Source organism: Ruegeria arenilitoris, assembly GCF_013035425.1.
Taxonomy (GTDB): Bacteria; Pseudomonadota; Alphaproteobacteria; order Rhodobacterales; family Rhodobacteraceae; genus Ruegeria; species Ruegeria arenilitoris_A.
Window position 1 is genome coordinate 379,108 of record NZ_WQHX01000004.1, and the last position, 22,241, is coordinate 401,348.

General features: G+C 53.0%; 24 protein-coding genes, 1 tRNA gene and 1 pseudogene. 14 read left to right on the forward strand and 12 right to left on the reverse strand.

Annotated elements, in window-relative coordinates; all coding sequences use genetic code 11:
* The first annotated feature begins 5 nt into the window (after nt 1–5).
* The 4 genes from nuoN to GOV45_RS14340 are packed head-to-tail and all read left to right on the forward strand — an operon-like array spanning nt 6 to nt 4,706.
* Nucleotides 6–1,448 carry an NADH-quinone oxidoreductase subunit NuoN gene (gene nuoN, locus GOV45_RS14325; protein ID WP_170478979.1) on the forward strand — a complete coding sequence of 481 codons (1,443 nt, stop codon included), beginning with the start codon at nt 6–8 and terminating at the stop codon, nt 1,446–1,448.
* A gap of 53 nt (nt 1,449–1,501) precedes the next feature.
* Complete coding sequence (locus tag GOV45_RS14330; protein WP_170478981.1) at nt 1,502–2,251, forward strand: biotin--[acetyl-CoA-carboxylase] ligase; 750 nt, start codon at nt 1,502–1,504, stop codon at nt 2,249–2,251.
* A gap of 11 nt (nt 2,252–2,262) precedes the next feature.
* Nucleotides 2,263–3,042, forward strand: coding sequence for a type III pantothenate kinase (locus GOV45_RS14335; protein ID WP_170478983.1), 780 nt, complete (start codon nt 2,263–2,265; stop codon nt 3,040–3,042).
* Nucleotides 3,039–4,706: a ribonuclease J gene (locus GOV45_RS14340; protein WP_170478985.1), complete on the forward strand. Its 1,668-nt coding sequence runs from the start codon at nt 3,039–3,041 to the stop codon at nt 4,704–4,706. The genes GOV45_RS14335 and GOV45_RS14340 overlap by 4 nt, the downstream gene beginning before the upstream one ends.
* A 6-nt stretch (nt 4,707–4,712) precedes the next feature.
* Here GOV45_RS14340 and GOV45_RS14345 read toward each other — a convergent pair whose 3' ends face one another.
* Together GOV45_RS14345 and GOV45_RS14350 are read right to left on the reverse strand one after the other, a co-directional pair.
* Nucleotides 4,713–5,414 (reverse strand): NUDIX hydrolase, encoded by a 702-nt coding sequence (locus GOV45_RS14345; RefSeq protein ID WP_170478986.1) that lies wholly within the window; start codon nt 5,412–5,414, stop codon nt 4,713–4,715.
* Entirely contained in the window at nt 5,411–5,809 is a 399-nt protein-coding gene (locus GOV45_RS14350; RefSeq protein WP_170478988.1) for a DUF983 domain-containing protein, read from the reverse strand. The genes GOV45_RS14345 and GOV45_RS14350 overlap by 4 nt, the downstream gene beginning before the upstream one ends.
* A gap of 222 nt (nt 5,810–6,031) precedes the next feature.
* Here GOV45_RS14350 and GOV45_RS14355 point away from each other — a divergent pair, with 222 nt between their 5' ends.
* The 4 genes from GOV45_RS14355 to GOV45_RS14370 are packed head-to-tail and all read left to right on the forward strand — an operon-like array spanning nt 6,032 to nt 7,939.
* Nucleotides 6,032–6,499: an EF-hand domain-containing protein gene (locus GOV45_RS14355; RefSeq protein ID WP_170478989.1), complete on the forward strand. Its 468-nt coding sequence runs from the start codon at nt 6,032–6,034 to the stop codon at nt 6,497–6,499.
* Between the two features lie 6 nt (nt 6,500–6,505).
* Nucleotides 6,506–7,120 carry an RNA polymerase sigma factor gene (locus tag GOV45_RS14360; RefSeq protein WP_170478991.1) on the forward strand — a complete coding sequence of 205 codons (615 nt, stop codon included), beginning with the start codon at nt 6,506–6,508 and terminating at the stop codon, nt 7,118–7,120.
* Complete coding sequence (locus GOV45_RS14365; protein ID WP_170478993.1) at nt 7,113–7,463, forward strand: hypothetical protein; 351 nt, start codon at nt 7,113–7,115, stop codon at nt 7,461–7,463. Before GOV45_RS14360 ends, GOV45_RS14365 begins: the two co-directional genes overlap by 8 nt.
* Nucleotides 7,460–7,939: a periplasmic heavy metal sensor gene (locus GOV45_RS14370; protein WP_170478995.1), complete on the forward strand. Its 480-nt coding sequence runs from the start codon at nt 7,460–7,462 to the stop codon at nt 7,937–7,939. The genes GOV45_RS14365 and GOV45_RS14370 overlap by 4 nt, the downstream gene beginning before the upstream one ends.
* A 7-nt stretch (nt 7,940–7,946) precedes the next feature.
* Here the strand turns inward: GOV45_RS14370 and GOV45_RS14375 are convergent, their stop codons facing one another.
* Nucleotides 7,947–9,347 (reverse strand): diguanylate cyclase, encoded by a 1,401-nt coding sequence (locus GOV45_RS14375; RefSeq protein WP_170478997.1) that lies wholly within the window; start codon nt 9,345–9,347, stop codon nt 7,947–7,949.
* Nucleotides 9,348–9,436: 89 nt separating this feature from the next.
* Here GOV45_RS14375 and GOV45_RS14380 point away from each other — a divergent pair, with 89 nt between their 5' ends.
* From GOV45_RS14380 to GOV45_RS14400, 5 genes are all read left to right on the forward strand, one after another.
* Nucleotides 9,437–9,721, forward strand: a complete 285-nt coding sequence (locus tag GOV45_RS14380; RefSeq protein WP_170478999.1) for a DUF3572 domain-containing protein — start codon at nt 9,437–9,439, stop codon at nt 9,719–9,721.
* 14 nt (nt 9,722–9,735) lie between these two features.
* Complete coding sequence (locus tag GOV45_RS14385; protein WP_170479000.1) at nt 9,736–10,428, forward strand: HAD family hydrolase; 693 nt, start codon at nt 9,736–9,738, stop codon at nt 10,426–10,428.
* Nucleotides 10,429–10,549: 121 nt separating this feature from the next.
* On the forward strand, nt 10,550–12,109 hold the full coding sequence (locus GOV45_RS14390) for a trimethylamine methyltransferase family protein (RefSeq protein WP_170479002.1): 1,560 nt from the start codon (nt 10,550–10,552) through the stop codon (nt 12,107–12,109).
* Between the two features lie 134 nt (nt 12,110–12,243).
* Nucleotides 12,244–12,831, forward strand: coding sequence for a heme NO-binding domain-containing protein (locus tag GOV45_RS14395; RefSeq protein ID WP_170479004.1), 588 nt, complete (start codon nt 12,244–12,246; stop codon nt 12,829–12,831).
* On the forward strand, nt 12,828–13,817 hold the full coding sequence (locus GOV45_RS14400; RefSeq protein WP_437436524.1) for a GGDEF domain-containing protein: 990 nt from the start codon (nt 12,828–12,830) through the stop codon (nt 13,815–13,817). The genes GOV45_RS14395 and GOV45_RS14400 overlap by 4 nt, the downstream gene beginning before the upstream one ends.
* A gap of 70 nt (nt 13,818–13,887) precedes the next feature.
* Here GOV45_RS14400 and GOV45_RS14405 read toward each other — a convergent pair whose 3' ends face one another.
* From GOV45_RS14405 to GOV45_RS23345, 9 genes and pseudogenes are all read right to left on the reverse strand, one after another.
* Nucleotides 13,888–14,583, reverse strand: coding sequence for a CbiX/SirB N-terminal domain-containing protein (locus tag GOV45_RS14405; RefSeq protein WP_170479006.1), 696 nt, complete (start codon nt 14,581–14,583; stop codon nt 13,888–13,890).
* A gap of 76 nt (nt 14,584–14,659) precedes the next feature.
* Entirely contained in the window at nt 14,660–15,592 is a 933-nt protein-coding gene (locus GOV45_RS14410; protein WP_170479007.1) for an AEC family transporter, read from the reverse strand.
* A 43-nt stretch (nt 15,593–15,635) separates the two neighbouring features.
* Nucleotides 15,636–16,433, reverse strand: coding sequence for an MBL fold metallo-hydrolase (locus tag GOV45_RS14415; RefSeq protein ID WP_170479009.1), 798 nt, complete (start codon nt 16,431–16,433; stop codon nt 15,636–15,638).
* Nucleotides 16,430–17,236, reverse strand: a complete 807-nt coding sequence (locus tag GOV45_RS14420) for a TatD family hydrolase (protein WP_170479017.1) — start codon at nt 17,234–17,236, stop codon at nt 16,430–16,432. Before GOV45_RS14420 ends, GOV45_RS14415 begins: the two co-directional genes overlap by 4 nt.
* Nucleotides 17,233–18,354 (reverse strand): DNA polymerase III subunit delta', encoded by a 1,122-nt coding sequence (locus GOV45_RS14425; RefSeq protein ID WP_170479019.1) that lies wholly within the window; start codon nt 18,352–18,354, stop codon nt 17,233–17,235. Before GOV45_RS14425 ends, GOV45_RS14420 begins: the two co-directional genes overlap by 4 nt.
* A gap of 10 nt (nt 18,355–18,364) precedes the next feature.
* Nucleotides 18,365–18,988 carry a dTMP kinase gene (gene tmk, locus GOV45_RS14430; RefSeq protein WP_170479021.1) on the reverse strand — a complete coding sequence of 208 codons (624 nt, stop codon included), beginning with the start codon at nt 18,986–18,988 and terminating at the stop codon, nt 18,365–18,367.
* Nucleotides 18,985–20,151, reverse strand: a complete 1,167-nt coding sequence (locus GOV45_RS14435; RefSeq protein ID WP_170479023.1) for a D-alanyl-D-alanine carboxypeptidase family protein — start codon at nt 20,149–20,151, stop codon at nt 18,985–18,987. Before GOV45_RS14435 ends, tmk begins: the two co-directional genes overlap by 4 nt.
* Before the next feature lie 15 nt (nt 20,152–20,166).
* Nucleotides 20,167–20,844 carry an SPOR domain-containing protein gene (locus tag GOV45_RS23340; protein ID WP_367648681.1) on the reverse strand — a complete coding sequence of 226 codons (678 nt, stop codon included), beginning with the start codon at nt 20,842–20,844 and terminating at the stop codon, nt 20,167–20,169.
* A 143-nt stretch (nt 20,845–20,987) separates the two neighbouring features.
* Nucleotides 20,988–21,477, reverse strand: a pseudogene (locus GOV45_RS23345) (SPOR domain-containing protein); the annotation flags it as partial.
* A 203-nt stretch (nt 21,478–21,680) separates the two neighbouring features.
* Here GOV45_RS23345 and GOV45_RS14445 point away from each other — a divergent pair.
* A tRNA-Ser gene (locus tag GOV45_RS14445) sits at nt 21,681–21,770 on the forward strand.
* Nucleotides 21,771–22,241: the final 471 nt, after the last annotated feature.

The following is a 22,241-nucleotide window of genomic DNA, read 5'->3' on the forward strand; positions in this document are numbered from 1 at the left end:
GAGACATGATCCAAGCTGATCTAACGATAATTTTGCCGGAAGTTGTACTTGCGGTATATGCGATGGCCGCTCTGATTGGGGCTGTTTATACCACCAAAGACGGACTAGCGCCGGCGCTTATATGGGTCACGGCCGGACTGATGGCGGCTCTGTCTTTCTGGATCGCGACAAACGGCGACGGCACAAACATCGCGTTCAATGGCATGTTCGTAGATGACGGATTTTCCAGGTTTGCAAAGGTGGCGATTTTGTTGTCTGCCGCTGCTGTTTTGGTCATGAGTCAGGACTACATGACGCGCCGCGGTTTGCTCAGGTTCGAATACCCACTTCTGGTTGCACTGGCTGCGGTCGGTATGATGATGATGGTCAGCGCTGGCGATCTGATGTCATTGTACATGGGGCTTGAGCTGCAATCTCTGTCCCTCTACGTAGTCGCCGCGCTGCGCAGGGACAGCGCCAAATCAACTGAGGCCGGATTGAAGTACTTCGTATTGGGTGCCTTAAGCTCCGGTCTTCTGCTGTACGGGGCGTCACTGGTCTACGGCTTTACCGGAACAACCTTGTTTTCTGGCATCATCCAAACTGTCCATCATGAAGACGTTTCAATTGGTTTGCTGTTTGGATTGATCTTTTTGATTTCTGGCCTTGCCTTCAAAGTTTCCGCTGTGCCGTTCCATATGTGGACTCCTGATGTTTATGAAGGGTCGCCGACCCCAATCACTGCCTTTTTCGCAACCGCACCAAAAGTTGCAGCAATGGCATTGTTCGCTCGGGTTTTGCACGATGCCTTTGGGGGCGTGGTTAAAGATTGGCAGCAAGTGATTGTTCTGTTGTCCGTCCTATCCATGCTTTTGGGTGCCGTTGCGGCGATTGGTCAGCGCGACATCAAACGCCTGATGGCGTTCTCGTCCATTGCTCACATGGGTTACGCGCTTATCGGATTGGCGGCAGGAACGGTGTTGGGCATAAAAGCGATGTTAATGTATCTGGCCATTTACGTGACGATGAATATCGGAACCTTCGCCTTTATTCTAATGATGGAACGAGACGGGAAACCGGTCACAAACATCGACGCCTTGAAGCAATATTCCAAACGGGATCCGGGCAAAGCATTGGCGGTACTGATATTGATGTTCAGCCTGGCCGGCGTGCCGCCTATGCTGGGTTTCTTTGCAAAGTTTGGCGTTTGGCAGGCTGGTGTCGAGGCGGGGCTAATTGGCCTTGTGATAGTTTCCGCCATCGCATCGGTGATTGGCGCATTCTACTATCTGCGGATCGTTTTCTACATGTATTTCGGGTCCGATAATGACGAACCGATTGAAACCCACTCATCGCCTGTTTTGTGGGGCGCGCTGATGGGATCGGCTGCACTGATGCTTATCGGAGTTTTCTACCAGTTTGGTATTGAAGGTGCAGCGGCAGCCGCTGCGGCCACGCTTGTCAATTGAATGTTCAGCCAAGAAAGACGCAGGGCCTGGCTGTATAGCTGGGCCTTTTTGACATGAGCGATTGGCCTCAGGGATATGGTCTGCATGTTCTGCAGGAAGTTGACAGCACTCTGAACGAAGCGGCCCGAATTGCGCCTTCCGCTCAAGGCCCTGTTTGGATAATGGCACATAACCAAACTGCGGCCCGCGGTCGAAGAGGGCGCGCCTGGGCCAATCCACAAGGAAATTTGGCTGCGACTTTGTTAATGAGACCGCAAGGCAATCCGGAACAAGCCGCCTTGCGCAGCTTTGTCGCCGCTCTTGCATTGTTTGACGCTTGTGTGGCTGTAACAGGACGGGCATCTGGGTTTTCACTAAAATGGCCCAACGATGTTTTGCTGAATGGCGGAAAACTAGCAGGCATCTTATTGGAAAGCACAGGTCAAGCGAACCAAGTGACCCATCTGGCGATCGGTATTGGAGTAAACCTGTCGCAAGCCCCCGGAGCCGATAAGGTCGAGCCTGATGCGTTGCGGCCTGTTTCTTTGCTGTCTGAAACTGGTACCAACGTTACCCCGGAAGATTTCCTGTCCGAGCTTGCCGTCGCATACGCGAAATACGAAACCCAGTTTTCTATCTATGGGTTTGAGCCGATCCGGGCTGCCTGGCTGTCTCGTGCGGCCCGCTTGGGGGAAGTTATTTCGGCGCGTACGACGGCTTCGGAAACAGTTGGAACTTTTGAAACGGTGGACGCGGGCGGTAACCTTGTCCTAAACACCGCCAGAGGTCGCGTCAGCATACCTGCGGCGGATGTATATTTCTGAAGGAGACGCAGATGCTCTTGGCAATTGACTGCGGCAATACCAATACGGTTTTCTCGATTTGGGATGGCGAGAAGTTTCTGTGTACGCTTCGCACCTCGACCCACCATGCCCGCACTGCAGACGCCTATTTCACTTGGTATTCCACCCTTGTGAAACACTACGGTATTGAGGCTGACATCTCCGATGTGATCATCGCGTCGACGGTTCCGCGTGTGGTTTTTAACTTGCGCGTCTTTGCCGACCGGTTCTTTGGATGCAGACCTTTGGTGGTTGGTAAGCCGGATTGCTTGTTGCCGGTAAACCCCCGGGTGGACGAGGGAACAATCCCAGGGCCAGACCGTCTTGCAAACGCTGCTGCAGCGTTTGACCGCCACGGTGGAAATGTGGTTGTGGTCGATTTTGGAACTGCCACGAACTTTGATGTCGTTGCAGCGGACGGGGCATATGTCGGCGGGATAATTGCGCCAGGGGTCAATCTAAGTCTTGAAGCCTTACATCAAGGCGCGGCAGCGTTGCCTCATATCGACATTACCAGACCTGAAAAAGTGATTGGGACCAACACTGTTGGTTGCATTCAATCCGGGGTGTATTGGGGGTATTCCGGGCTTATTGAAGGATTGATATCGCGCATTAAAGCTGAGTTTGGGATGCCGATGAAGGTCATAGGGACAGGTGGTCTCGCGCCATTGTTTGATCAGGCCGATGTTGGCTTTGATGTGATCGAAGACGATTTGACGATGCACGGACTGACCGTGATCCATAGTTATAATAAGGATAATGGCTCAACATGAGCAGTGAAAGACTGATTTATCTGCCGCTCGGCGGTGCAGGCGAAATTGGCATGAATGCATATGTCTACGGTTATGGAAAGCCGGGGCAAGAACGGCTGATCCTAGTGGATTTGGGGGTCGCCTTTCCGGATATGGATTCTTCTCCGGGCGTTGACCTGATTTTTGCGGATATCACGTGGCTCAAAGAACGTGCGGATCAATTGGAGGCGATATTTGTCACACATGCGCACGAAGACCACGTGGGCGCTGTAGCCTTGTGTTATGCAGATCTTGGTGTGCCAATTTACGCTCGTCCCTTCACCGCAAATATAGCCCGGCGCAAAATGGAGGATCAGGGCCACCCGACCGAGGCAGTGCATACCGTGTCTGCTTGGCCAGAACAGACCAAGGTGGGACCATTCAATATTGGTTTTTTACCGGTGTCGCACTCGATCCCTGAAAGCGCTGGCCTTGTAATAGACACTCCGGCTGGTCGCGTGGTTCATTCAGGTGATTTTAAGCTGGATTCGAAACCGGTCGTGGGCGAGCCGTTTGAGGAAACCCTTTGGGCTGAGGTAGCGAAACCCGGGGTAAGGGCTTTGGTCTGTGACAGCACCAATGTGTTTTCCGACCATCCTGGTCGTTCGGAATCAGAGGTTGGTCCCGAGATCGCCAAGCTGGTTCAGGATGCTGACGGCATGGTAATCGCGACAACTTTTGCTTCGAACGTGGCACGGGTAAAAACTTTGGCCGAAGCGGGTCAGAAGGCCGGTCGATCGGTGGTGTTGCTTGGGCGCGCCATGCGACGGATGATCGAAGCCGCAACTGAGACAGGAATATTATCCGATTTTCCCCGCGTAATCAGCGCTGAAGAGGCAGCCGACGTCCCACGTCAGAATTTGATGCTTATCGTCACTGGCAGTCAGGGCGAACGAAGAGCCGCCAGTGCGCAGCTGGCCCGCGGGAAGTATCGTGGCTTGGAAGTCAAAGAGGGTGATCTGTTTCTGTTTTCCTCAAAAACAATTCCTGGCAACGAGAAGGGTGTAATCCGCATAATCAATCAACTCAGCGAAAAAGGCGTTGATGTCGTCGACGACAGTTCTGGTCTTTACCACGTTTCAGGGCATGCAAACCGACCAGACCTTGAGAGGATTCATGCTCTTATGGACCCGCAGATGGTTATCCCTATGCACGGTGAACATCGGCATTTACGCGAACATGCCAAGCTGGCTAAGGTTGGCGGACGGACTGGTGTTCTTGCCGTGAACGGAACCATTCTGGACCTGACTGGGAACGCACCTACAGTTGTTGATTACGTTGAAACAGGTCGAACCTATCTGGATGGTACCGTAAAAATTGGTGCTTTGGATGGCGTTGTGCGCGATCGCATCCGCATGGCGTTGAATGGCCATGTGACAGTCACAGTCATTATTGACGAGGACGACGAACCACTGGGCGAACCATGGTGCGATGCGATAGGTTTACCCGAAATCGGCGCGTCGAACGCGGCTTTGACCGAAATACTGGAAGAGGATCTAAATCAGTTTTTGATGCGTGCTGAGGTCAAAACCTTGCGCGATGATGAAAAACTAGAGGAAGCTTTAAGGCGGATTGTTCGTCAAAGCGCGCGGGTCGAGCTTGGCAAAAAACCCGAAGTGACTGTGGTGATAAGCCGAATGAGATGACGCTATTCAGTCGTGTTGCGGCATCGAGAATCCTTTTAGCTGCAAAAACAGGCTAGCCTCTTCGTTATTCAAAAAGAACGGAACGCTGTCTGGTGGATTGCGGTCCTTGGCGCGTTCAGCAATCTCTGCCAGTACGACCTCGGTTATGAACGGCAGATCAAACTCGCGCGCTTGTCGGATTTTTACCCACTGCAAATGCGATAGCTCGTCTGAGGCATGCGTAAAATCGTCAAGATCCCCCTGAATCGCCTCGGAATCCACCAGAAAAAAACGGGCGTCGAACCGGCGCGGCCGACCTGGGGGTGTGACTGCGCGAAAAACAAACTGCAGTGCATCGGCAGAAGGTCGAAACCCCATGTTTGCAAAGGCTTGCCAATCCTTTGGAGGTTTATCCGGCCACGAACCCGGTTGGCCGAGAACAAGGCCAGTTTCCTCCCAAAGCTCGCGAATTGCGGCAGTGGCCAGGGCATTCTCCAAGCCCTTTTCGGATCTATGGGACAATCGGTTCCGACAAATCTCCGGCAAAGGAGCCGATAGCGGAATATCCGCATCCTCAGGGTCGACGGCACCACCTGGAAAAACGAACTTATTTGGCATAAACGCCGCAGCCGCTCCGCGTTGACCCATCAGGATCGACGGGTCGTCGAACCGGTCCCGTAACACGATTACGGTAGAAGCATTCCGGATCGCGGATTTATCCAAACTCATGCAGAGGTTCCGAACCCGTGCATCCGGCGCGCCCATTGATAGGCAACTACAACCCCTTTGAGCCGTGGAAGCAGATACAGCGACAAGGCAACACAGCCAATTGAAAAAGCGATGGCCATTGTCCACGGTTCGGGACGCCAATGTACATAAGAAATGTGCAGTGCCGGGGCAAGCAGATGGCCGACGATCAGAATCGTCAGATAAGCAGGGCCGTCGTCTGCCCGATGGTGAAACAGCTCTTGCCCGCAATGGGTGCATTCATCGCTGACCTTTAGGTAGCTGTGTAATAGTCTACCTTCACCGCAATTGGGGCATTTACCGCGAAAACCTCGGATCAGCGCGGGGCGTGTCGGGCGGTCATCCTCGGCTGTCATGTCAATAGTGTGATCTGTCATAATGATACTCGCGCATTCAGTTGTTCGGGATATTGCGCATTATCGAGCCGTTGGAAAAGGGGGTGCGTCGCTTTGCGGCGGTCGCCTCAAAATAGCATCCAGAGCCGACAACTTAAATAATGCACTTGAGATCCCAAAAAAGTTCGACGGAAATTCATTCCTTCAGCGTTTTAAAATGTATCAACAATGGCATTGGGCCTGCAAAAGCAAAGGAAATCTGAAATGAAACCTGCAACCATTATTTCAGCAATTGTTCTCTCCGCTGTGGCTGTCACCGGTACAGCTGTACTTGCTAAAGGGTCAAAAGACCGGCAACAGCCGACATTTCAAGAACTGGATGCGAACGGGGATGGCCAAATAACACAAGCTGAAATTGATACACATCGTATGCAACGATTTACTGATGCCGATAGCAACGGCGATGGGCAGTTGAGCTTGGACGAGATGCAAGCCGCTGCGCAGGCCAAGGCTAACGACCGTGTACAGAAGATGTTCGAACGGCAGGATGCAAACAATGATGGTTTTCTCAGCACAGATGAGTTGCCGAAACCGCGCCGTGGCGCAAAAATGTTCGAACGTATCGATGCTGATGGCAACGGTTCGATTTCGGAACAGGAATATGCGGATGCAAAAGTTAGAATGGGCCGCAAGCACAAGCGTATGCGCGACAACGACACTGACAGCAACTGATGCAGGATGGAGGATCTGACCTCGCACCTGGATAGGTCGCAAGTCGGGTCCGCTATTGGACCTGAGCCCAGCGACGAGTCATTGCTGGGCCAGTTCGCCAATGGCGATGCGATGGCGGCGCGCCTTTTGACTGATCGTCTGGGGCCGCGCAGTTTTTCGGTGGCTCTTCGAATGCTAGGTAATCGATCCGAAGCCGAAGACGTAACGCAAGAAGCCATGATGCGCCTTTGGCTAATGGCACCCGAATGGGTGCCGGGGCAAGCGAAGGTCTCCACTTGGTTATACCGCGTGACTATGAATCTGTGCATCGATCTACGGCGACGAAAACGGCCTGAAACTGTTGAAAACGCTCCGGAAGTTCAGGACATCTCTGCCAGTGTTGTGGATCAGATACAAGATGAGGCACGCTCGGATGCGCTGCAGAACGCGCTTGAGCAGTTGCCAGAGCGACAGCAGCAAGCCGTGATTTTACGGCATATCGAAGAGTTGTCTAATCCCGAAATCGCCGGGATCATGGACATCTCGGTAGAGGCGGTCGAGAGTTTGACCGCAAGGGGAAAAAGATCACTCGCCACAATACTGGCCAAGCGGCGCGACGAACTGGGGTACGAAAATGGCTGATGATAATGAGTTGGAAAATCTGTTTGCCCAGGCCCGTCAGGAAAGCTCTGGGATGCCCGATGATTTGGCGGTTCGGATCGAAACCGACGCTGAATTGGTTCGGTTAAAAAGGCTGAAAGCGGCGAAGCGACCTGAATTACGCGCGTGGCGAAAGGTAATTGAAGGTATCGGCGGGCTAAGAGTTCTGGGGGGGCTGGCAGCCGCGTGTGCAGCGGGGATCTGGATCGGCTTTTCTGCTCCTGCCTTTCTACCTGATCCAGCCAACCTCTTCCTGCCGCAAGAAGCGACGTTTTTGATGGCTGAACTCAATTTGGACACCGAGTATCTGGAGGGCACGGAATGAGTGAAATCCCCGTATCAAAGCGCCGATGGATGCCGATCCTCTTAGCGGTCTCATTGGCTGTGAACCTGTTGGTTGTTGGTATCATTCTCGGAACGGCCCTGAGGATAAAGGGAGGAGAGCAGGCAAGGGTGCCGCCCGGCTTTGGGCTAGCGTTGTACCACGCATTGCCTAAAGAGGACCGAAAGGTGCTTAGGGGCGAATTGGCTACATTGCGCAGCAAAGGGTCAGAACGGCGTTCGAAGGATTTTCAAGAACTGCGTAAGGCTTTGCTGCAAGTCCCGTTTGAGCCGGAGATTGTTCAAGGGCTTTTGGATCAACAGGTTCAGGCCACTGCTGATTTGCAGGAGTCTTTGCATCAGGAGTGGCTGACTCAAGTCTCCGAAATGACCGATAGTGAACGACAGATTTATGCCGAACGTCTGGAAGAGGTAATCAAGCGTGGCCGCCATCGAAATGGAAAGCCCAAGGAAAACTGAAGGTTAACTACGCGGCATCTGGCCTAATCTGCACTTGATTGCGACCGGCTTTCTTTGCGGCGTACAGTGCTATATCCGCAGATTTTAATAAATCACCAGCCAGAAATGGACTACCACTTCGATTTAAGCTCCATGGTTCGCACAACCTTAGGCCAATACTGATTGTGACTGGGATCGATAACTGGGAGTCCGGCAATCGAAACGGCTCCGCACATATGCGGTCGCATATCAAGTCTGCTGTTTCCAATGCGTTTTCTTGCGGAACATCGGGAATACATATCAAGAATTCTTCACCACCGATCCTCGCGACAAACCCAGCTTTTTCGACGGTGCGCTGCAGTCGGCCTGCCACTTCGGTCAACACGAGGTCGCCGACACTATGTCCAAACCTGTCGTTGATCGACTTAAAGTGGTCAAGATCTGCAACCATAACGGCGAAACTACGCCCTGAATTCAAGGATTTGCGCGCGATTTGGTCAAGCGCGGACATGGCAAAACGGCGATTGTGAAGCCCTGTCAATGCGTCAGTCAGCGAGTCGGTCAGCCCCTTGCGTAATGATGCGCGCAGCTTGTCGTCTGTCTGCTTGCGGGCTATGTGCCGTTTCAATCGTAGGACAATCTCGTCTGTCTCGAAACCGCCCTGGCACACGGCGTCAGCTCCCCAATCCAACGCTTCGGCAGCCAAGTCCGCATTATCACCCTGCATCACTCCGATCAGCGCCGAATGGCGCGTTGTCGCCCTGGATCGTAAGTCCGACAGAATTGTTTGTCCGGCTGCTCCGGGTCCAAGTTCTACAACAATCGCGTCAGGGGCTGGGGCGGAAAGTATACCCTTCAGGTTGGGTAATGTGTGCGTTGATATGGAGTTTGGCATTTGCTTGGACAAAGCCTTACGCCATATCGAGTTGGTGCGAGTGCTGTGAGCAAGTAACGCCACCAAACCTGCGGGGGGAGGCTTATAAAAGGCGGTTTGCGGTTCTGCAAATCCAATAGACTTGGGTTCATCATTGATCCGCAACTCTTGTTGTTTCCCACGTATGCGAAGAAGGCTACGGACGTGTGCAAGCAGTAGGGTGTCTTTGAACGGGTATGCCAGGACGTCATCCAAACCGTCGGCTAGCGCCTGAATTCGCGCGGCCTTGTCGTTTTGCTGCGTTATGGCGACAACGGGAATATCTGCAAGAGTTGGATCGCCGGCCAACAGTTTCTTTACGTCCGCTGCTTTGCCGTCTGGCAAAGTTTGCGCCGCCAGAACAAGGTCGGGCTGGCTTCGGCGTAACAAAGTCGGCAGTCCCCTTAGTCTTTCACCTTGAACGACATGATACCAAGCAGCAGTCAACTGCACCTTGAGCATAATGCGGTTGGTCGAGACCCCGTCGAGGACAAGTATCGTGCCTTGCACAGACATTGGCGTTCACCGTTAGATTGCATGCGTTGCCAAAGTCTTTATGAGTCTGGTTAACAAACCCTTTCCAAGCTCAATAACGAGGCGAGTTTATGTCGATCTCTAAGAACTCCGCAGAAACACTGGCCCTGAATGCACTGAGCTGGCTGGTGGGTAACGAAGAGCTTCTGCCGATATTTTTAGGCGCAACAGGAGCCTCGGAACAGGATCTGCGTAACCGAGTTGGAGAGACCGAGTTTTTGGTGTCAGTGCTTGATTTTCTGTTGTTGGATGATTCCTGGGTGGTCTCATATTGTGACGCTAATTCAGAAAGTTATGATCTTCCTGCACAAGCTCGATCCGTCTTGGCGGGCGAATCGGCAATGCACTGGACTTGACAGGAGAGCGTGGCGTGCGAGTTGAGGCGCTCATTTTCGACAAAGACGGTACTCTTTTTGATTTTGCGGCCACTTGGGGTGCTTTCGGTCGCGCAGTACTACTGCGCCTTTCTGAAGGAGATACCAGTCAGGCTGCCAAATTGGGTAAGGTAGTAGGTTTTGACTTTGCGCAGGGCTGTTATCAAGGCGACAGTGTTGTTATTGCCGGAACAGTCAGCGAAGTTGCAGACGCCCTGATACCACATCTGAAGGGCTATGATCATTCTGAACTTGTCGGTATTTTGAATCGAGAGTCCGCGCTGGCCGAGCAGGTACCAGCAGTACCCCTTGGCCCGTTTCTGAGTAATTTGCGTCAGACCGGACTAAAACTTGGGGTTGCTACAAATGACGGAGAAATGCCTGCTGTGCAGCATTTGCGGTCTATGGGCATACGAGACTATTTTGATTTTGTCGCTGGATACGACAGCGGGCACGGATTTAAACCGGGGCCGGGGCAATTGCTTGCTTTTGCCAATCACGTGAAGATCAATCCTTCACAAATCGCTATGGTGGGCGATAGCCGTCACGATCTTGAGGCAGGCAGGGCCGCGGGAATGACCACAATCGGTGTGTTGACTGGCGTGGCTCCGGCGGAAGTTTTGGAACCCTTGGCAGATGTAGTTCTGCCCGATATCGGATACATCGCCGGATGGTTGTCGAGCAAGTGACGACATTAAGGGGAAAATAGCATAATAGGGCCACAAAACCGACATCCGTTGTCGCTGACAGAACGGCCATTTACCGGCACTTCAGGGCTTGCTTGAACAAAGCAGACCCTCGGAGGACCCAATGGCAGAAACCAGGACATCCCGACGCCGCAGTGGTGGACGCGCAGGAGCCGCCGCGAGGCGTGGCAGCGCAGTTATTGACCAGATGCCATGGAACCCGCCAGTTAACACAGATCGTCCAACCGAACCGCTTGGCCCAGAAGGAATCGAAGCCATTCACGACGGTGCAATGCGCATTCTCGAAGAGATTGGAATCGAGTTCTACAACGAAGAAGCCATTGGTATTCTTCGCGAAGCAGGGTGCACAATCAAGGACTCGAACGTTCGAATGGGGCGTGATTTTGTAATGGAAATGGTGGCTAAAGCTCCATCCAGTTTCACCATTACACCGCGCAACCCAGACCACCAAATCACTATTGGCGGTAGAAATCTGCTTTTCGGGAACGTGTCCTCCCCACCGAATTACTGGGACATGGAGATAGGTAAGAAAGTTCCAGGCACCCGTAGAATGTGCCAGGATTTGCTGAAGCTGACTCAATTTTTCAACTGTATTCATTTCGCAGGAGGTTACCCGGTTGAGCCGGTGGACGTCCACGCGAGTGTTCGGCACCTGGACGTGCTCTACGATAAACTTACCCTGACCGACAAAGCCATGCATGCCTATTCACTGGGCAAAGAGCGGGTCGAAGATGTCATGGAAATGGTGCGAATTGCCAGCGGCCTAAGCCACGAAGAATTCGAGGCTTCGCCGCGCATGTACACGAATATCAACTCCACCTCTCCGTTAAAGCACGATCACCCAATGATCGACGGTTGTTTGCGCCTAGCGCGACGTGGGCAAGCGATTGTGGTGACCCCATTCACATTGGCCGGGGCAATGGCGCCTGTTACCATGGCCGGAGCTGTTGCACAGTCCTTAGCCGAAGCATTATGCGCTATAGCTCTGTTCCAATATGTCCGGCCGGGAATTCCATGTGTAATCGGTACATTTACGTCGAACGTAGACATGAAATCGGGTGCTCCTGCATTTGGGACGCCGGAATATATGCGATCGACCCAGATGACCGGTCAGATGGCCCGTTTTTACAACCTGCCGATGCGCTCGTCGGGGGTATGCGCTGCAAATGTGCCGGACGGACAATCGATCTGGGAAACTTCAAACTCTTTATGGGCGGCAGTGCAATCAGGCACCAACATGGTCTATCACGCGGCCGGTTGGCTTGAAGGCGGCCTTATAGCGAGCCCTGAGAAATTCGTCATGGATTGCGAAATTTTACAGCATATTCAACGCTATATGCAGCCAGAGCTGGTCGCGACCGGACCTGACGATATCGCCTTAGATGCCATTCGCGATGTTGGCAATGACGGGCACTTTTTTGGGATTCAACACACGCAGGACAGATATTCTACCGCCTTCTACCAGCCATTTCTTAGCGATTGGAAGAATTATGAGGCCTGGGACGCGGCCGGTGGTATCTGGACTGCTGAGAGGGCGCATAGAATGTTCAAGGAAATCGTTGGCAGTTTTGAAGCCCCACCCATGGAAGAAGCTATCCGAGAAGAACTGGCTGAGTTTGTGGAACGCCGAAAAGCGGAAGGTGGCGCACCTACAGACTTTTAAGCCGATTCTCTTTGTTTGCCCTGTTTGTGTCACAGTCAAACTGACTGGCATTGTAGTGAAAAACTGGCCAACTTTGGCAGTTTGTTAAGTTTTCTGCCGTCAGATCATGCAGTACGCGAAACCTGAGGCTTAAAATGCACGGTCTGATCAACAGGGCGATTCAATCATTCGTCTGTGCCACTTATGGGTGGTCCTGCTGGCAACGTGCGACCGAGAAAGCAAATCTCGGGTTTGTCGAATTCGAGCCTATGCTGATATACGATGCAGATGTGTCGACACGAGTACTGGACGCGTTGTGTGCCGAGCTGAGTCGATCTCAATCAGAATTTCTTGAAGACCTTGGAACTTACTTGGTATCGCACCCGAATATGGAAGGTCTGCGCCGTTTGCTACGCTTTGGCGGCGTGACATATGTTGAGTTCCTGCATTCTTTGGATGACCTTTCGGATCGGGCCCGTCTGGCTGTATCCGATCTAGACTTGCCTGTGTTGGAACTGCGCGAGCAATCTTCGACGGAATATACTTTGCGCTGTTCACCAGGGTTGCCCGGATATTCCAGTGTCATGACGGGGGTGTTGCGCGCCATGGCCGATGATTACGGTGCTTTGGTCATGCTTTCCAATGATGAGGGTCTGGGCGCAAACGATGTAATCTCGATAATTTTGGTGGAAAGTGCCTTTTCTGAAGGCCGACGATTCGACCTTGGGGCCCGAGCGCAATGACACCAATGTCGGATCTGGTTGAGTTGCTGGAAACTCTGTGTCCGATGTTTGTCATTGTCGACGAAACAGGACAAATTCAAAGCGTCGGTCACACGTTGCAGAAGTTGCGTCCAGATCAGCCGATGGCTCAGCGAAATTTTCTTGATATCTTCGAACTCATTCGTCCTAAATCAGTAACAACGGTTTCGGGTCTTATGGTGGCTTCTTGCGGCCGGTTGCAACTTAGATTTCGCGATGAACCGCGAACAACGCTCAAGGGGCTAGTCGCTCCGCTGCGGAACCGTTCAGGCGCGGTCATCAATCTGTCCTTCGGTATATCTATCCTAGACGCGGTACGGGACTATGCTCTGACAAGCGCTGATTTTTCCGGGGCTGATCTGGCAATCGAATTACTGTATCTCGTAGAGGCGAAATCAGCCGCGATGGAAGCGTCCCGGTCCCTGAATTTGCGATTGCAGGGCGCCATGTTGGAAGCCGAAGAACAGGCCTATACGGATACGCTTACGGGTCTCAAAAATCGGCGGGCTATGGATCACATGCTGGATCAGCTCATACAATCGCAATCAAGCTTCGCGCTGATGCACCTTGATTTGGATTTCTTTAAGTCAGTAAATGATCGTCTCGGTCATGCAGCTGGTGACCACGTGCTGCAACAGGCGGCGCGAATTATGATGGAAGAAACACGCAGCGAAGACACCGTCGCGCGTATTGGGGGCGATGAGTTCGTTCTGATTTTCAAAGGATTGAAAGATCGCAAAACACTGACCGGCATTGCCGAAAGACTAATCGCCAGACTGCGCGAGCCGATCGCATTCGACAACACGGAATGTATTATATCAGCCAGCATCGGAACGGCCCTGTCGACGCAATTCAAAACACAGGAATGGGCAAAGGTCCTGAATGCTGCCGATCAGGCGTTGTATGAGGCTAAGAAAAATGGCAGATCCCGCCACGTTTTCTATGAAGAACCAGCGAAAGCCAATTAAACTCAATTCTCTTGGTAATTGAGTGGAGCAAGGAGACCGATAACCGCGGTTATCGGAATACTTTCGTTCGTTATTCAGCTGATACCTGGTTTAACCTGTCAGCAATGTGCTGTTGAACTCTCGGCAATTCTCCGACAACGGGCATTACATGACCATTGAAACCAGCACGCGCCAGTTCTTGTGGAACGTCTTCAAGAACATGCCCGCCAGTGCAGGCAAAGAACGGAAGGCAGATCGATTTGCTTTCGGTTCCGGCAGCGGCCTCGGCGATCGAAGGCGGCTGTTCGACAAAGCCAGTTCGGATCGATTTGAATGACCCAAAACTTTTCAGGCGCGATGCGAACTCCTGCGCCACTTTTGCCGGGTTTTGGCTCCGGCCCGACCCATGTGCCGCGATTACCAAATCAACCTCTATCGCCGACCATTTATTCAGCTCCAAAATCTTGTGAAGCGCGTCCCAGACCAATGCCGGCAATTCTGGATCGACCCCCAATGGATCAAGCACGCTAACATTTCGGGATCCGATCCTTTTGGGTAGGGCGTTGTTCACAAACCAACCCTTGGCCATAAACAACGGATAAATTGTCGCTCCATCGGGAAGTTCATCCAAGCAGTTTTCCAACGCATTCGGAGCGGCGAGCGTGGCAGAATGGACAGAAATATCAGGAGTCAAAGCACCGACTGACCGTGCAAACGCGGCCAATGAAACTTCGGCTGGGGTTGGGTCCGATGGCTGACCATGAGCGACAATGACGGCGTGTGGCATTCGTTAGTTCCGAAAACTGTTCGAGGGGAAGATGTCGCGTTAGCGGGCAGAGTCAATCCGAACAACGAAAAAACGCTTAACCCAAAAGTATCAGCCACATCCAAACGGAAAGAATCGAAACCGCCGTACCCACCAAAACCGATGAAGCGGCTACACGTTTTGCCCGGCCATACATATTGGCAAAAATGTATGCGTTAAATCCAGGAGCCATAGCCGCGTTTAAGACACCAGAGCGGAACAGATCTTGTGGTAACGACAGTGATGTCCCGAACACCCAAACCAGGCTTGGATGCAAAAGCAGCGAAACACTGCAGACAAAAGCGATCGTGCGCAGGTCACCTTCGGGCCGATACATGACCAGAACGCCGCCCAACGCAAACAACGCACCCGGCAAAGCGGCCCTGGTAATCAAACCCAAAGCTTCATCCAATGTAGCAGGCACTGTAATTCCGGAGAGGTTGACTATGAATCCAAGACCGATCCCCAAGATCAGCGCGTTTTTGAACATGGCAGACAGCACAGATTTAACCATTCGGGCACTGCCGTGACCACGGTTGCGGATCACCTCCATCACCGTAATGCCAACGAGGTAGCAAAACGGAGAGTGAAAGGCGATTATTGCATAATTACCTGTCAGGTTGTCAGGACCATAAGCACGTTCGGTAATCGGCAAGCCCAAAAGAACGGAATTCGAGAAAAGGCAACAAAACCCGATTGCAACGCAGTCTTCCCATTCCCGGCCAAAAATAAAGCGTGCTCCAAGCATTCCAGCGACAAAGCACAGACCAGCTGCCGTATAAAAGCTTGCTAAAAGCTTGGGATTGAAACTTGTGCTAAGATCGATGTTTGCGATGGCAAGAAACAACAGGCAGGGGATTGCGAAGCCTTGTGTAAACTTCATCAGTCCATCGATGTGGATTTCGCGAAAATACCCGAAATACGTCGCGGCGTAACCCGCTCCGATTACTAGAAAAACCGGTAGGACAACATCGATCAGACTTTGGAACATTAAGTCGTCCTGACTGCGTCTGGCGGCGAATACACTTTCGAGCCTAAACCGGTTGCCGGATCACCATACCGTCATAGGCGGGTGTGATGTAATCCGGAGTTTCCGCCTCGACCGTGGCATAATCCAGATCGATATGCATATTCGTCAATACAGCGTGCTTTGGCCGCAGCTCGTCTATCCAGCCAAGTGTTCTGTCCAAATGGGCATGGGTCGGATGTGGTGACCGTCGCAATGCATCGATGATTAGGTAATCCAGCCCAGCAAGTTCTGAACGTGTGTCGTTATGAAATTCTGCGACATCAGGCAAGTAAGCCAGATCCTTGATGCGAAAGCCGAGCGCATCGATTGATCCGTGATTTACGCGGAAAGGGCTGAATGGAATAGCTCCTCCGGGCCCGTCTATCTGAAAAGGTCCATCAATGGTTTTTAGTTCAAGGATCGGGGGGTACGGCGAACCTTCGGGTTGAACGAAAGCATATCCAAACCGCCCCAACAGATCGTTCTGAGTGTCCCCATCTGCCCAAACTGGAACGCGCGACTTCATGTTGAATACGATCATACGAAGGTCGTCGATTCCGTTCGTATGGTCCGCATGGGAATGGGTATATACGACGCCATCCAGCCGACCGGTGCCAGTATCCAGCAGCTGACTGCGCATGTCCGGAGAGGTGTCGATTAAGACCGAAGTCGTTCCCTCTGGGCTGTCTCTTTCAACAAGCAGCGAACAACGTCGCCGGGTATTTTTTGGATTCTTTGGGTCGCATTCTCCCCAATGCCCGCCCAGTCGAGGTACGCCCCCGGACGACCCGCAGCCTAAGATAGTAAATCGTAATTCACTCATGCCGCAGCCTTGTATCGGGCGGCCTTAGCGAAAAGCCGGTCGAAATTACTCTGTGTCTGAGCCGCAAAATCCGCGTACGAAACACCAAATACATCGGCAGCGTTTCGCGCCGTGTAAGCTGTGTATGCCGGTTCGTTCCGCTTTCCGCGGTAAGGTGGCGGGGCCAGGTAAGGAGCATCGGTTTCTACCAGAATCCGTTCAATTGGGGCGGCGGCAAAAATGTCTCGTAGCGCTTGGCTTTTTGGAAAAGCAGTAATACCGGACATAGACAGGTAGAAACCCAAATCCAACGCTGTCTTGGCAAGGCTTGCAGTGGATGAAAAGCAATGCATCACACAGGTATAGGGCGCATTACGAAATTCTTCGGATAGAATGCGCGCCATGTCATCGTCAGCGTCACGGGAGTGGATGATCAAAGGCAAACCGGTGCGCTGTGCGGCTGCGATATGAATACGCAGTGACTGTTTTTGCACAGCGGCCGAGTCAGCAGTGTAGTGATAATCCAGTCCGCTTTCCCCAATTCCAACCATCTTGGGATGGTGTGAAAGTTCAACCAATTCGTCGACACTGACCATCGGCTCTTCTGCAGCGCTCATAGGGTGAGTGCCTGCAGCGTAGAAGATCTGCGCGTGGGCTTCGGCAATGGATCGGACTTTTGGTTCATTTCGCAACTTGGTGCAGATCGTCACCATGCGGGTAACACCCGCTTCGACCGCACGAGAGATGACTTCATCAAGCTTCCCTTCAAAATCAGGGAAATCCAGATGGCAATGGCTGTCGGTAATTTGGGGGGTATCGCTCATCTGTTTTGGCCGGCGGTTTCCTGTATCTTGAACACCGTATCTAGGACCAAAGCGGTGGGGTCAAGGTTCACTGCCTGCCCGTGTCGCATACGGGCGGTGACGGTGGCTGCGACCTCAGCCCATTTTCTGGCCTGTTGCGGCGTACCAGATAGCCGGACAAGTATTTCCGCCTCATTCGGGGCGGCCTCTGGTATTGGGGAGGCGCCCGTTGCTCCGGTTAATGCCAAACGGGACAGAGCAACGTCGATGAGGTTAAGCAGCAGTTCAAACTGTTCCTTCGCACCACGCTGTGCTGCTGCTTCGGCCAAGGCGAGGGCGCGCTGACGATCCAATCGGGGAAGCGATTCCAATATGCGAGTTAATTCCGCATAAATCTCTAGACCGCCGAGGTTAATCAATCGTACTGCATTTCCTACAGAACCTTCAGCCAGTGCTGCCAAATGATCAGCCTGGTCAGGCATCTCTGCACCAGCCTGCGTCAAAGCAAGCCGCATATCCTCAGGGCTAAGCGGTTTCAATCGCAGAGTGCGGCAGCGCGATCTAATGGTCGGCAATAACCGCGATGGCTGGTGAGAAATCAAAAGAAGGGTCGTACGTGCTGGCGGCTCTTCGAGCATTTTTAAAAGGGCATTGGCGGCGCTGACGTTCATCTCGTCCGCCGAATCTACGATGACAACCCTCCGCCCGCCGTCTGCGGACGTCATTCCGAAGAACCGGCTAAGTTTTCGAATGTCGTCGACAACGATTTCGGAACGCAACCGGCCTTGTTCGTTCACAGTTCGGGTGATGGCTGCCAGTCCGGGCTCTGCCCCAGCAAGAATGCGATGCGAAACCGGGTGATCAGGATCGATATCCAGTGTGTGCACTGGCGGGGGTGCGCCGAAAAGTCCGTCATCATCTCGTGGCGGGGTTGCGAGAAGAAATTTTGCAATGCGCCAGGCAAGCGTTGCCTTACCTGTCCCACGTGGCCCCGTCAGCAACCAGCCATGGTGTAGCCGCTCTGAGTTGAATGCTGCCAGAAATTCCTGCTCCGCCGCGACCTGACCGAACAGTTGTTTAGTCTCACGCGGATGCGGTGCTCCGGTTGCCTGATCTGGGGCTGGGGCATCTTCGGTCATAGATCTTTCGTCACAAAACTCTTGAGACGATATCTTTCACATCGGCAGCGACGCTGTCTACGTCCCTATTGCCATCGATCACCTTGAACCTGTCGGAAAATTCTTTTGCCAACTCAAGAAACCCCGTCCGCATTCGACGCTGCAGCTCTGGTCCGAAGTCTTCGAATCTTTCTTCCGCGCCTTGACGGCTTTTGGCACGATTAAGGCCCATGTCCGGATCCATATCGATGAGTAGGGTAAGGTCGGGTTCACGCCCAATCATAAGGTCGTGCAGCTGATCGACTAGTCCACGCAGATCGCCGCGAGACAGGCCCTGATACATCCGGGTGCTGTCTGCGAACCGATCGCAAATAACTACCTTTCCAGCGGACAGCGCGGGTTCAATTGTACGTTCAAGATGGTCCCGGCGTGCGGCAGTAAACAGAAGGATTTCAGTTTCAGCTGACCAACGGTCAGGGTCCCCCTGCAGGACAAGATTTCGGATTTCTTCTGCGCCGTCTGATCCGCCAGGTTCGCGTGTCAACACGACCTCGCGACCTTCATTGCGCAAAAAGTCGGCCAGCATGCGCGCTTGAGTCGACTTGCCCGAACCATCGATGCCTTCAAAGGTAAGAAACAAACCTTGTCGCGTCACAATTGCCCCAGCGGCGTATCAATGAACTCTTTCAGAACAATACCGCCTACGGCCATCATACGGACGACAAATCCACCCTGATCCACACTATTTGCTGCGAACAAGGGGCGCCGAATTTCCGGCAATCCTTCGGGTTTTATAACTAGCTCAGCTAACTGCTGGCCTTGAACCACCGGTGTATTGATTGGTCCGTCATAGACAATTTCGGCTTCAACATTTTCATTTCCAAGCACAGGAAACAACAGTGTTAGATCTTCTTGTGGAACCAATCCTACGGTCTTTTCCGCCCCCATCCAAAGCTTGGCCTGGGCTATCGGTTCTTCGGCTTTGGCAACTGTCCTCTCGACAAAATTTCGAAACGACCAGTTAACCACGGCCTCAGCCTCCTCTGCGCGACGTGCCGTGCTGTCGAGACCGGAAAGCACAAAAATAACCCTTCGGTCACCTTGTTTTGCTGATCCGACAAGACCATACCCAGCCTCTTGCGTATGGCCGGTTTTCAGACCATCCGCGCCAATATCCAGCTTCAGCAGCGGGTTCCTGTTTCGAGCGTTGGATGGAGCGCGCCCGTCAAATTCGTAAACTTCTTCAGCGAACAGAGGGTAGTATTCAGGGAAATCCGAAATTAAACGATCCGCTAAAACCGCCAAATCATGAACTGACATCATGTGCCCAGCCGCCGGCCAGCCATTCGAATTCGCAAAATTCGAATTGTCCATACCCATTTGCTTGGCGCGTTGGGTCATGAAACGGGCAAAACCTGCTTCGGTTCCATCAGGGCTGAGAGCCTCGGCAATGACCACGCAGGCATCATTACCAGATAATACAATGATTCCACGCAGCAAATCTTCAACTCGAACACGATCTTGCGTGTTCAGGAACATGGTCGAACCGCCATAGCTCATTGCGTGTTCCGAAACGGGTAGAGTTTCATCCAGTGTGAGACGTCCGTCACGCAGAGCTTCAAAAGCCACATACAGCGTCATGAGTTTCGACATCGACGCCGGCGGCAACGGCAGGTCCGCCTCTTTTGATAGCAATACCGTGCCCGTTTTCTGATCCATTACGAAAGCTGCACGGGCCGTAGTATCAAACGCATGGGCGGGCAGGGCCAGCAATGCTAGGCCAAGTGACAAAGTCGTCGATCGTATCGCTCGCAACATCCTGGCCTCCTGATCTTAGTTGCTTGCAGTGAATGCGTCTGTGAAACCAAGGTCTTTGACATCTGACAGAATAGCTTTGCGCTGGGCTTTGCTATCCGCCGGGCCGACCACAACGCGCCAGACCGTATCGTCATCTGTTTTAAGCTCGCGAACCTGGGCGTCCATTCCATTACGGCGAATTTTCTCAGCGGCACTTTTGGCGTTGGCTTCAACGCCAAAAGTGCCGACTTGGACGAAAGGCTTAGAGAGGGAATTTGATGTCGCAGTTGTTTCAGCAGCAGTAGCTGTTGTTTCGGCCACTGTCGGTTCGCTGGCCTCAATGGCCGCAGCCGCACCCGCTATTGGATCAAGTGGCGTCTCTGTGATTTCGTTGGGATCTTGCTTTTGCCACCATTTTCTCTGGTTCGGGTTCTCTGCGGGCGGCTTGACTTCGGGGTCTGCCAGCGCTGCTGTCTGGTTTGCCGACTCGGTGGGTCGGTCCACTGCATCCCCACTTGCAGTCGCTGATCCGGAGGCCACGTCGGTTTCTTCAACGGGTTTCTTCTGCCACCATTTCCGCTTTTCCGCTGTTTCTGTCAGAGTTTCTGCGTCAGGTTCCGCGGCAGCGGCGGTTTGTTTTGGCGCTGTTTCAGTATCAGTTTCTGCCCCGTCAGAGCCAGAAACGACCGCGCCAGCAGCAGCGCCGGCTGCCACGGCTGTCGCTCCAGCCTGGTCCGTTGGCTTTTTCTGCCACCACTTTCGCTTGGATGTCGTGGCCTCAGTGTCTTCAGAAGTTGCTGAATCGTTTTCGGCTACTTCTGTTTCGGCGATCCCATCGACTTTCGGTTTTTCTTCTGCTGGCGCAACTTCCTTTTGTTCGCGCCGCAATGCCACAACTTTTAAGTTGCTGGGCGAACCAGCCAACATGCCCAATTCATTCGCTGCCGACGATGACACCTGGAGCGCCGGTCCGGGAAGATTTCGTTCTCTGCGGAAAAGGGCACCAGTAACCGTTTTATTGTTGGTGGTATTTTTGATCACGACACGCTCTGGTTGGTCCACGTCAGGATGTGCAACCCAAATGCCACCTAATGACGGGCGTCCATCCCATAATCCGGACTCGGTAACCTGAAACACATCCGGGGCTTCGACGTCGCGCTGCGAACCCGACGCAGGCTGCGGAAACAACTCGACTGTTTGGTCATTCTCAGCAGCATCAGTTTCGTCGCCCGACGCTGCCGCGCCCTGCAAATCAAAACCTTCTTCACAACCGGAAAGTGCTAATAAAACGGCAGTAAGAACCGCAAGCCGCTGCGGTCCAAAGCGTGTACCCTTCGCTCGCTTCATTTTTTCATCCCTTGCCTGACTTGGCCATTCTGGCCGCGCCTCTCCGCTGGTTGGCTGGTTCTGGTGCCAGTCTCAATGCGGTCTCTGCACCGATGATAACCTGTGGAAGGCGTCATGGAAAGACATCTGCTGCAACTTAGGCAAGATTTCCCGCTTTATGGGTTGCCTCTGGCCGCAACTGGCCTTAGACCCGGCTTCCAAGCGGGGAGGTGGCAGAGTGGTCGAATGCGGCGGTCTTGAAAACCGTTGAACGTGAGAGCGTTCCCAGGGTTCGAATCCCTGTCTCCCCGCCACAGACCCAATTCATCGTGAGACATTGATACGGACCTCGGATTTTGTCCCTTTATTCCGGGGGCTTGCGCCGTAGTCCTACGCGCGGAGACGCCACCCGGAGACGGTATTTTCTCGTATGACCTACTGCGTCTCTGCACGGCAAAAACCGGGGGTCGGTTTTGCCCCGGAATTTCCCTGCTAGCAGGGAATTTACAGGGAATTTTCTCCCATTGGCGCTCTTTGAGTTGTCTCTGACGCGGATATTTCTCACTGGATCAATGGGTTAGGGTGCAATTCCCTGGGGTGTCGAGCAGGGAATTTGCAGGGAAATCTGCAAGAGGTTCGGGGATGATCAGGAAAACCCGTAAAGCCGGTCCTGAAGGGTCCAATCCAGCGGAACAGGTCGGCCCAGAATGCGTTTCAATGTGAGCTCTGACGGCTGTGTGCCATCACGGATCGCAGCCTGGATCTTCGGTGAAAGAAAGGCGAGC

Bases quoted from the DNA above. Each gene is read 5' to 3' on its own strand.
- nuoN (WP_170478979.1), top strand. From the start codon at position 6: ATGATCCAAGCTGATCTAACGATAATTTTGCCGGAAGTTGTACTTGCG.
- GOV45_RS14330 (WP_170478981.1), top strand. From the start codon at position 1,502: ATGAGCGATTGGCCTCAGGGATATGGTCTGCATGTTCTGCAGGAAGTT.
- GOV45_RS14335 (WP_170478983.1), top strand. From the start codon at position 2,263: ATGCTCTTGGCAATTGACTGCGGCAATACCAATACGGTTTTCTCGATT.
- GOV45_RS14340 (WP_170478985.1), top strand. From the start codon at position 3,039: ATGAGCAGTGAAAGACTGATTTATCTGCCGCTCGGCGGTGCAGGCGAA.
- GOV45_RS14345 (WP_170478986.1), bottom strand. From the start codon at position 5,414: ATGAGTTTGGATAAATCCGCGATCCGGAATGCTTCTACCGTAATCGTG.
- GOV45_RS14350 (WP_170478988.1), bottom strand. From the start codon at position 5,809: ATGACAGATCACACTATTGACATGACAGCCGAGGATGACCGCCCGACA.
- GOV45_RS14355 (WP_170478989.1), top strand. From the start codon at position 6,032: ATGAAACCTGCAACCATTATTTCAGCAATTGTTCTCTCCGCTGTGGCT.
- GOV45_RS14360 (WP_170478991.1), top strand. From the start codon at position 6,506: ATGGAGGATCTGACCTCGCACCTGGATAGGTCGCAAGTCGGGTCCGCT.
- GOV45_RS14365 (WP_170478993.1), top strand. From the start codon at position 7,113: ATGGCTGATGATAATGAGTTGGAAAATCTGTTTGCCCAGGCCCGTCAG.
- GOV45_RS14370 (WP_170478995.1), top strand. From the start codon at position 7,460: ATGAGTGAAATCCCCGTATCAAAGCGCCGATGGATGCCGATCCTCTTA.
- GOV45_RS14375 (WP_170478997.1), bottom strand. From the start codon at position 9,347: ATGTCTGTGCAAGGCACGATACTTGTCCTCGACGGGGTCTCGACCAAC.
- GOV45_RS14380 (WP_170478999.1), top strand. From the start codon at position 9,437: ATGTCGATCTCTAAGAACTCCGCAGAAACACTGGCCCTGAATGCACTG.
- GOV45_RS14390 (WP_170479002.1), top strand. From the start codon at position 10,550: ATGGCAGAAACCAGGACATCCCGACGCCGCAGTGGTGGACGCGCAGGA.
- GOV45_RS14395 (WP_170479004.1), top strand. From the start codon at position 12,244: ATGCACGGTCTGATCAACAGGGCGATTCAATCATTCGTCTGTGCCACT.
- GOV45_RS14400 (WP_437436524.1), top strand. From the start codon at position 12,828: ATGACACCAATGTCGGATCTGGTTGAGTTGCTGGAAACTCTGTGTCCG.
- GOV45_RS14405 (WP_170479006.1), bottom strand. From the start codon at position 14,583: ATGCCACACGCCGTCATTGTCGCTCATGGTCAGCCATCGGACCCAACC.
- GOV45_RS14410 (WP_170479007.1), bottom strand. From the start codon at position 15,592: ATGTTCCAAAGTCTGATCGATGTTGTCCTACCGGTTTTTCTAGTAATC.
- GOV45_RS14415 (WP_170479009.1), bottom strand. From the start codon at position 16,433: ATGAGTGAATTACGATTTACTATCTTAGGCTGCGGGTCGTCCGGGGGC.
- GOV45_RS14420 (WP_170479017.1), bottom strand. From the start codon at position 17,236: ATGAGCGATACCCCCCAAATTACCGACAGCCATTGCCATCTGGATTTC.
- GOV45_RS14425 (WP_170479019.1), bottom strand. From the start codon at position 18,354: ATGACCGAAGATGCCCCAGCCCCAGATCAGGCAACCGGAGCACCGCAT.
- GOV45_RS14435 (WP_170479023.1), bottom strand. From the start codon at position 20,151: ATGTTGCGAGCGATACGATCGACGACTTTGTCACTTGGCCTAGCATTG.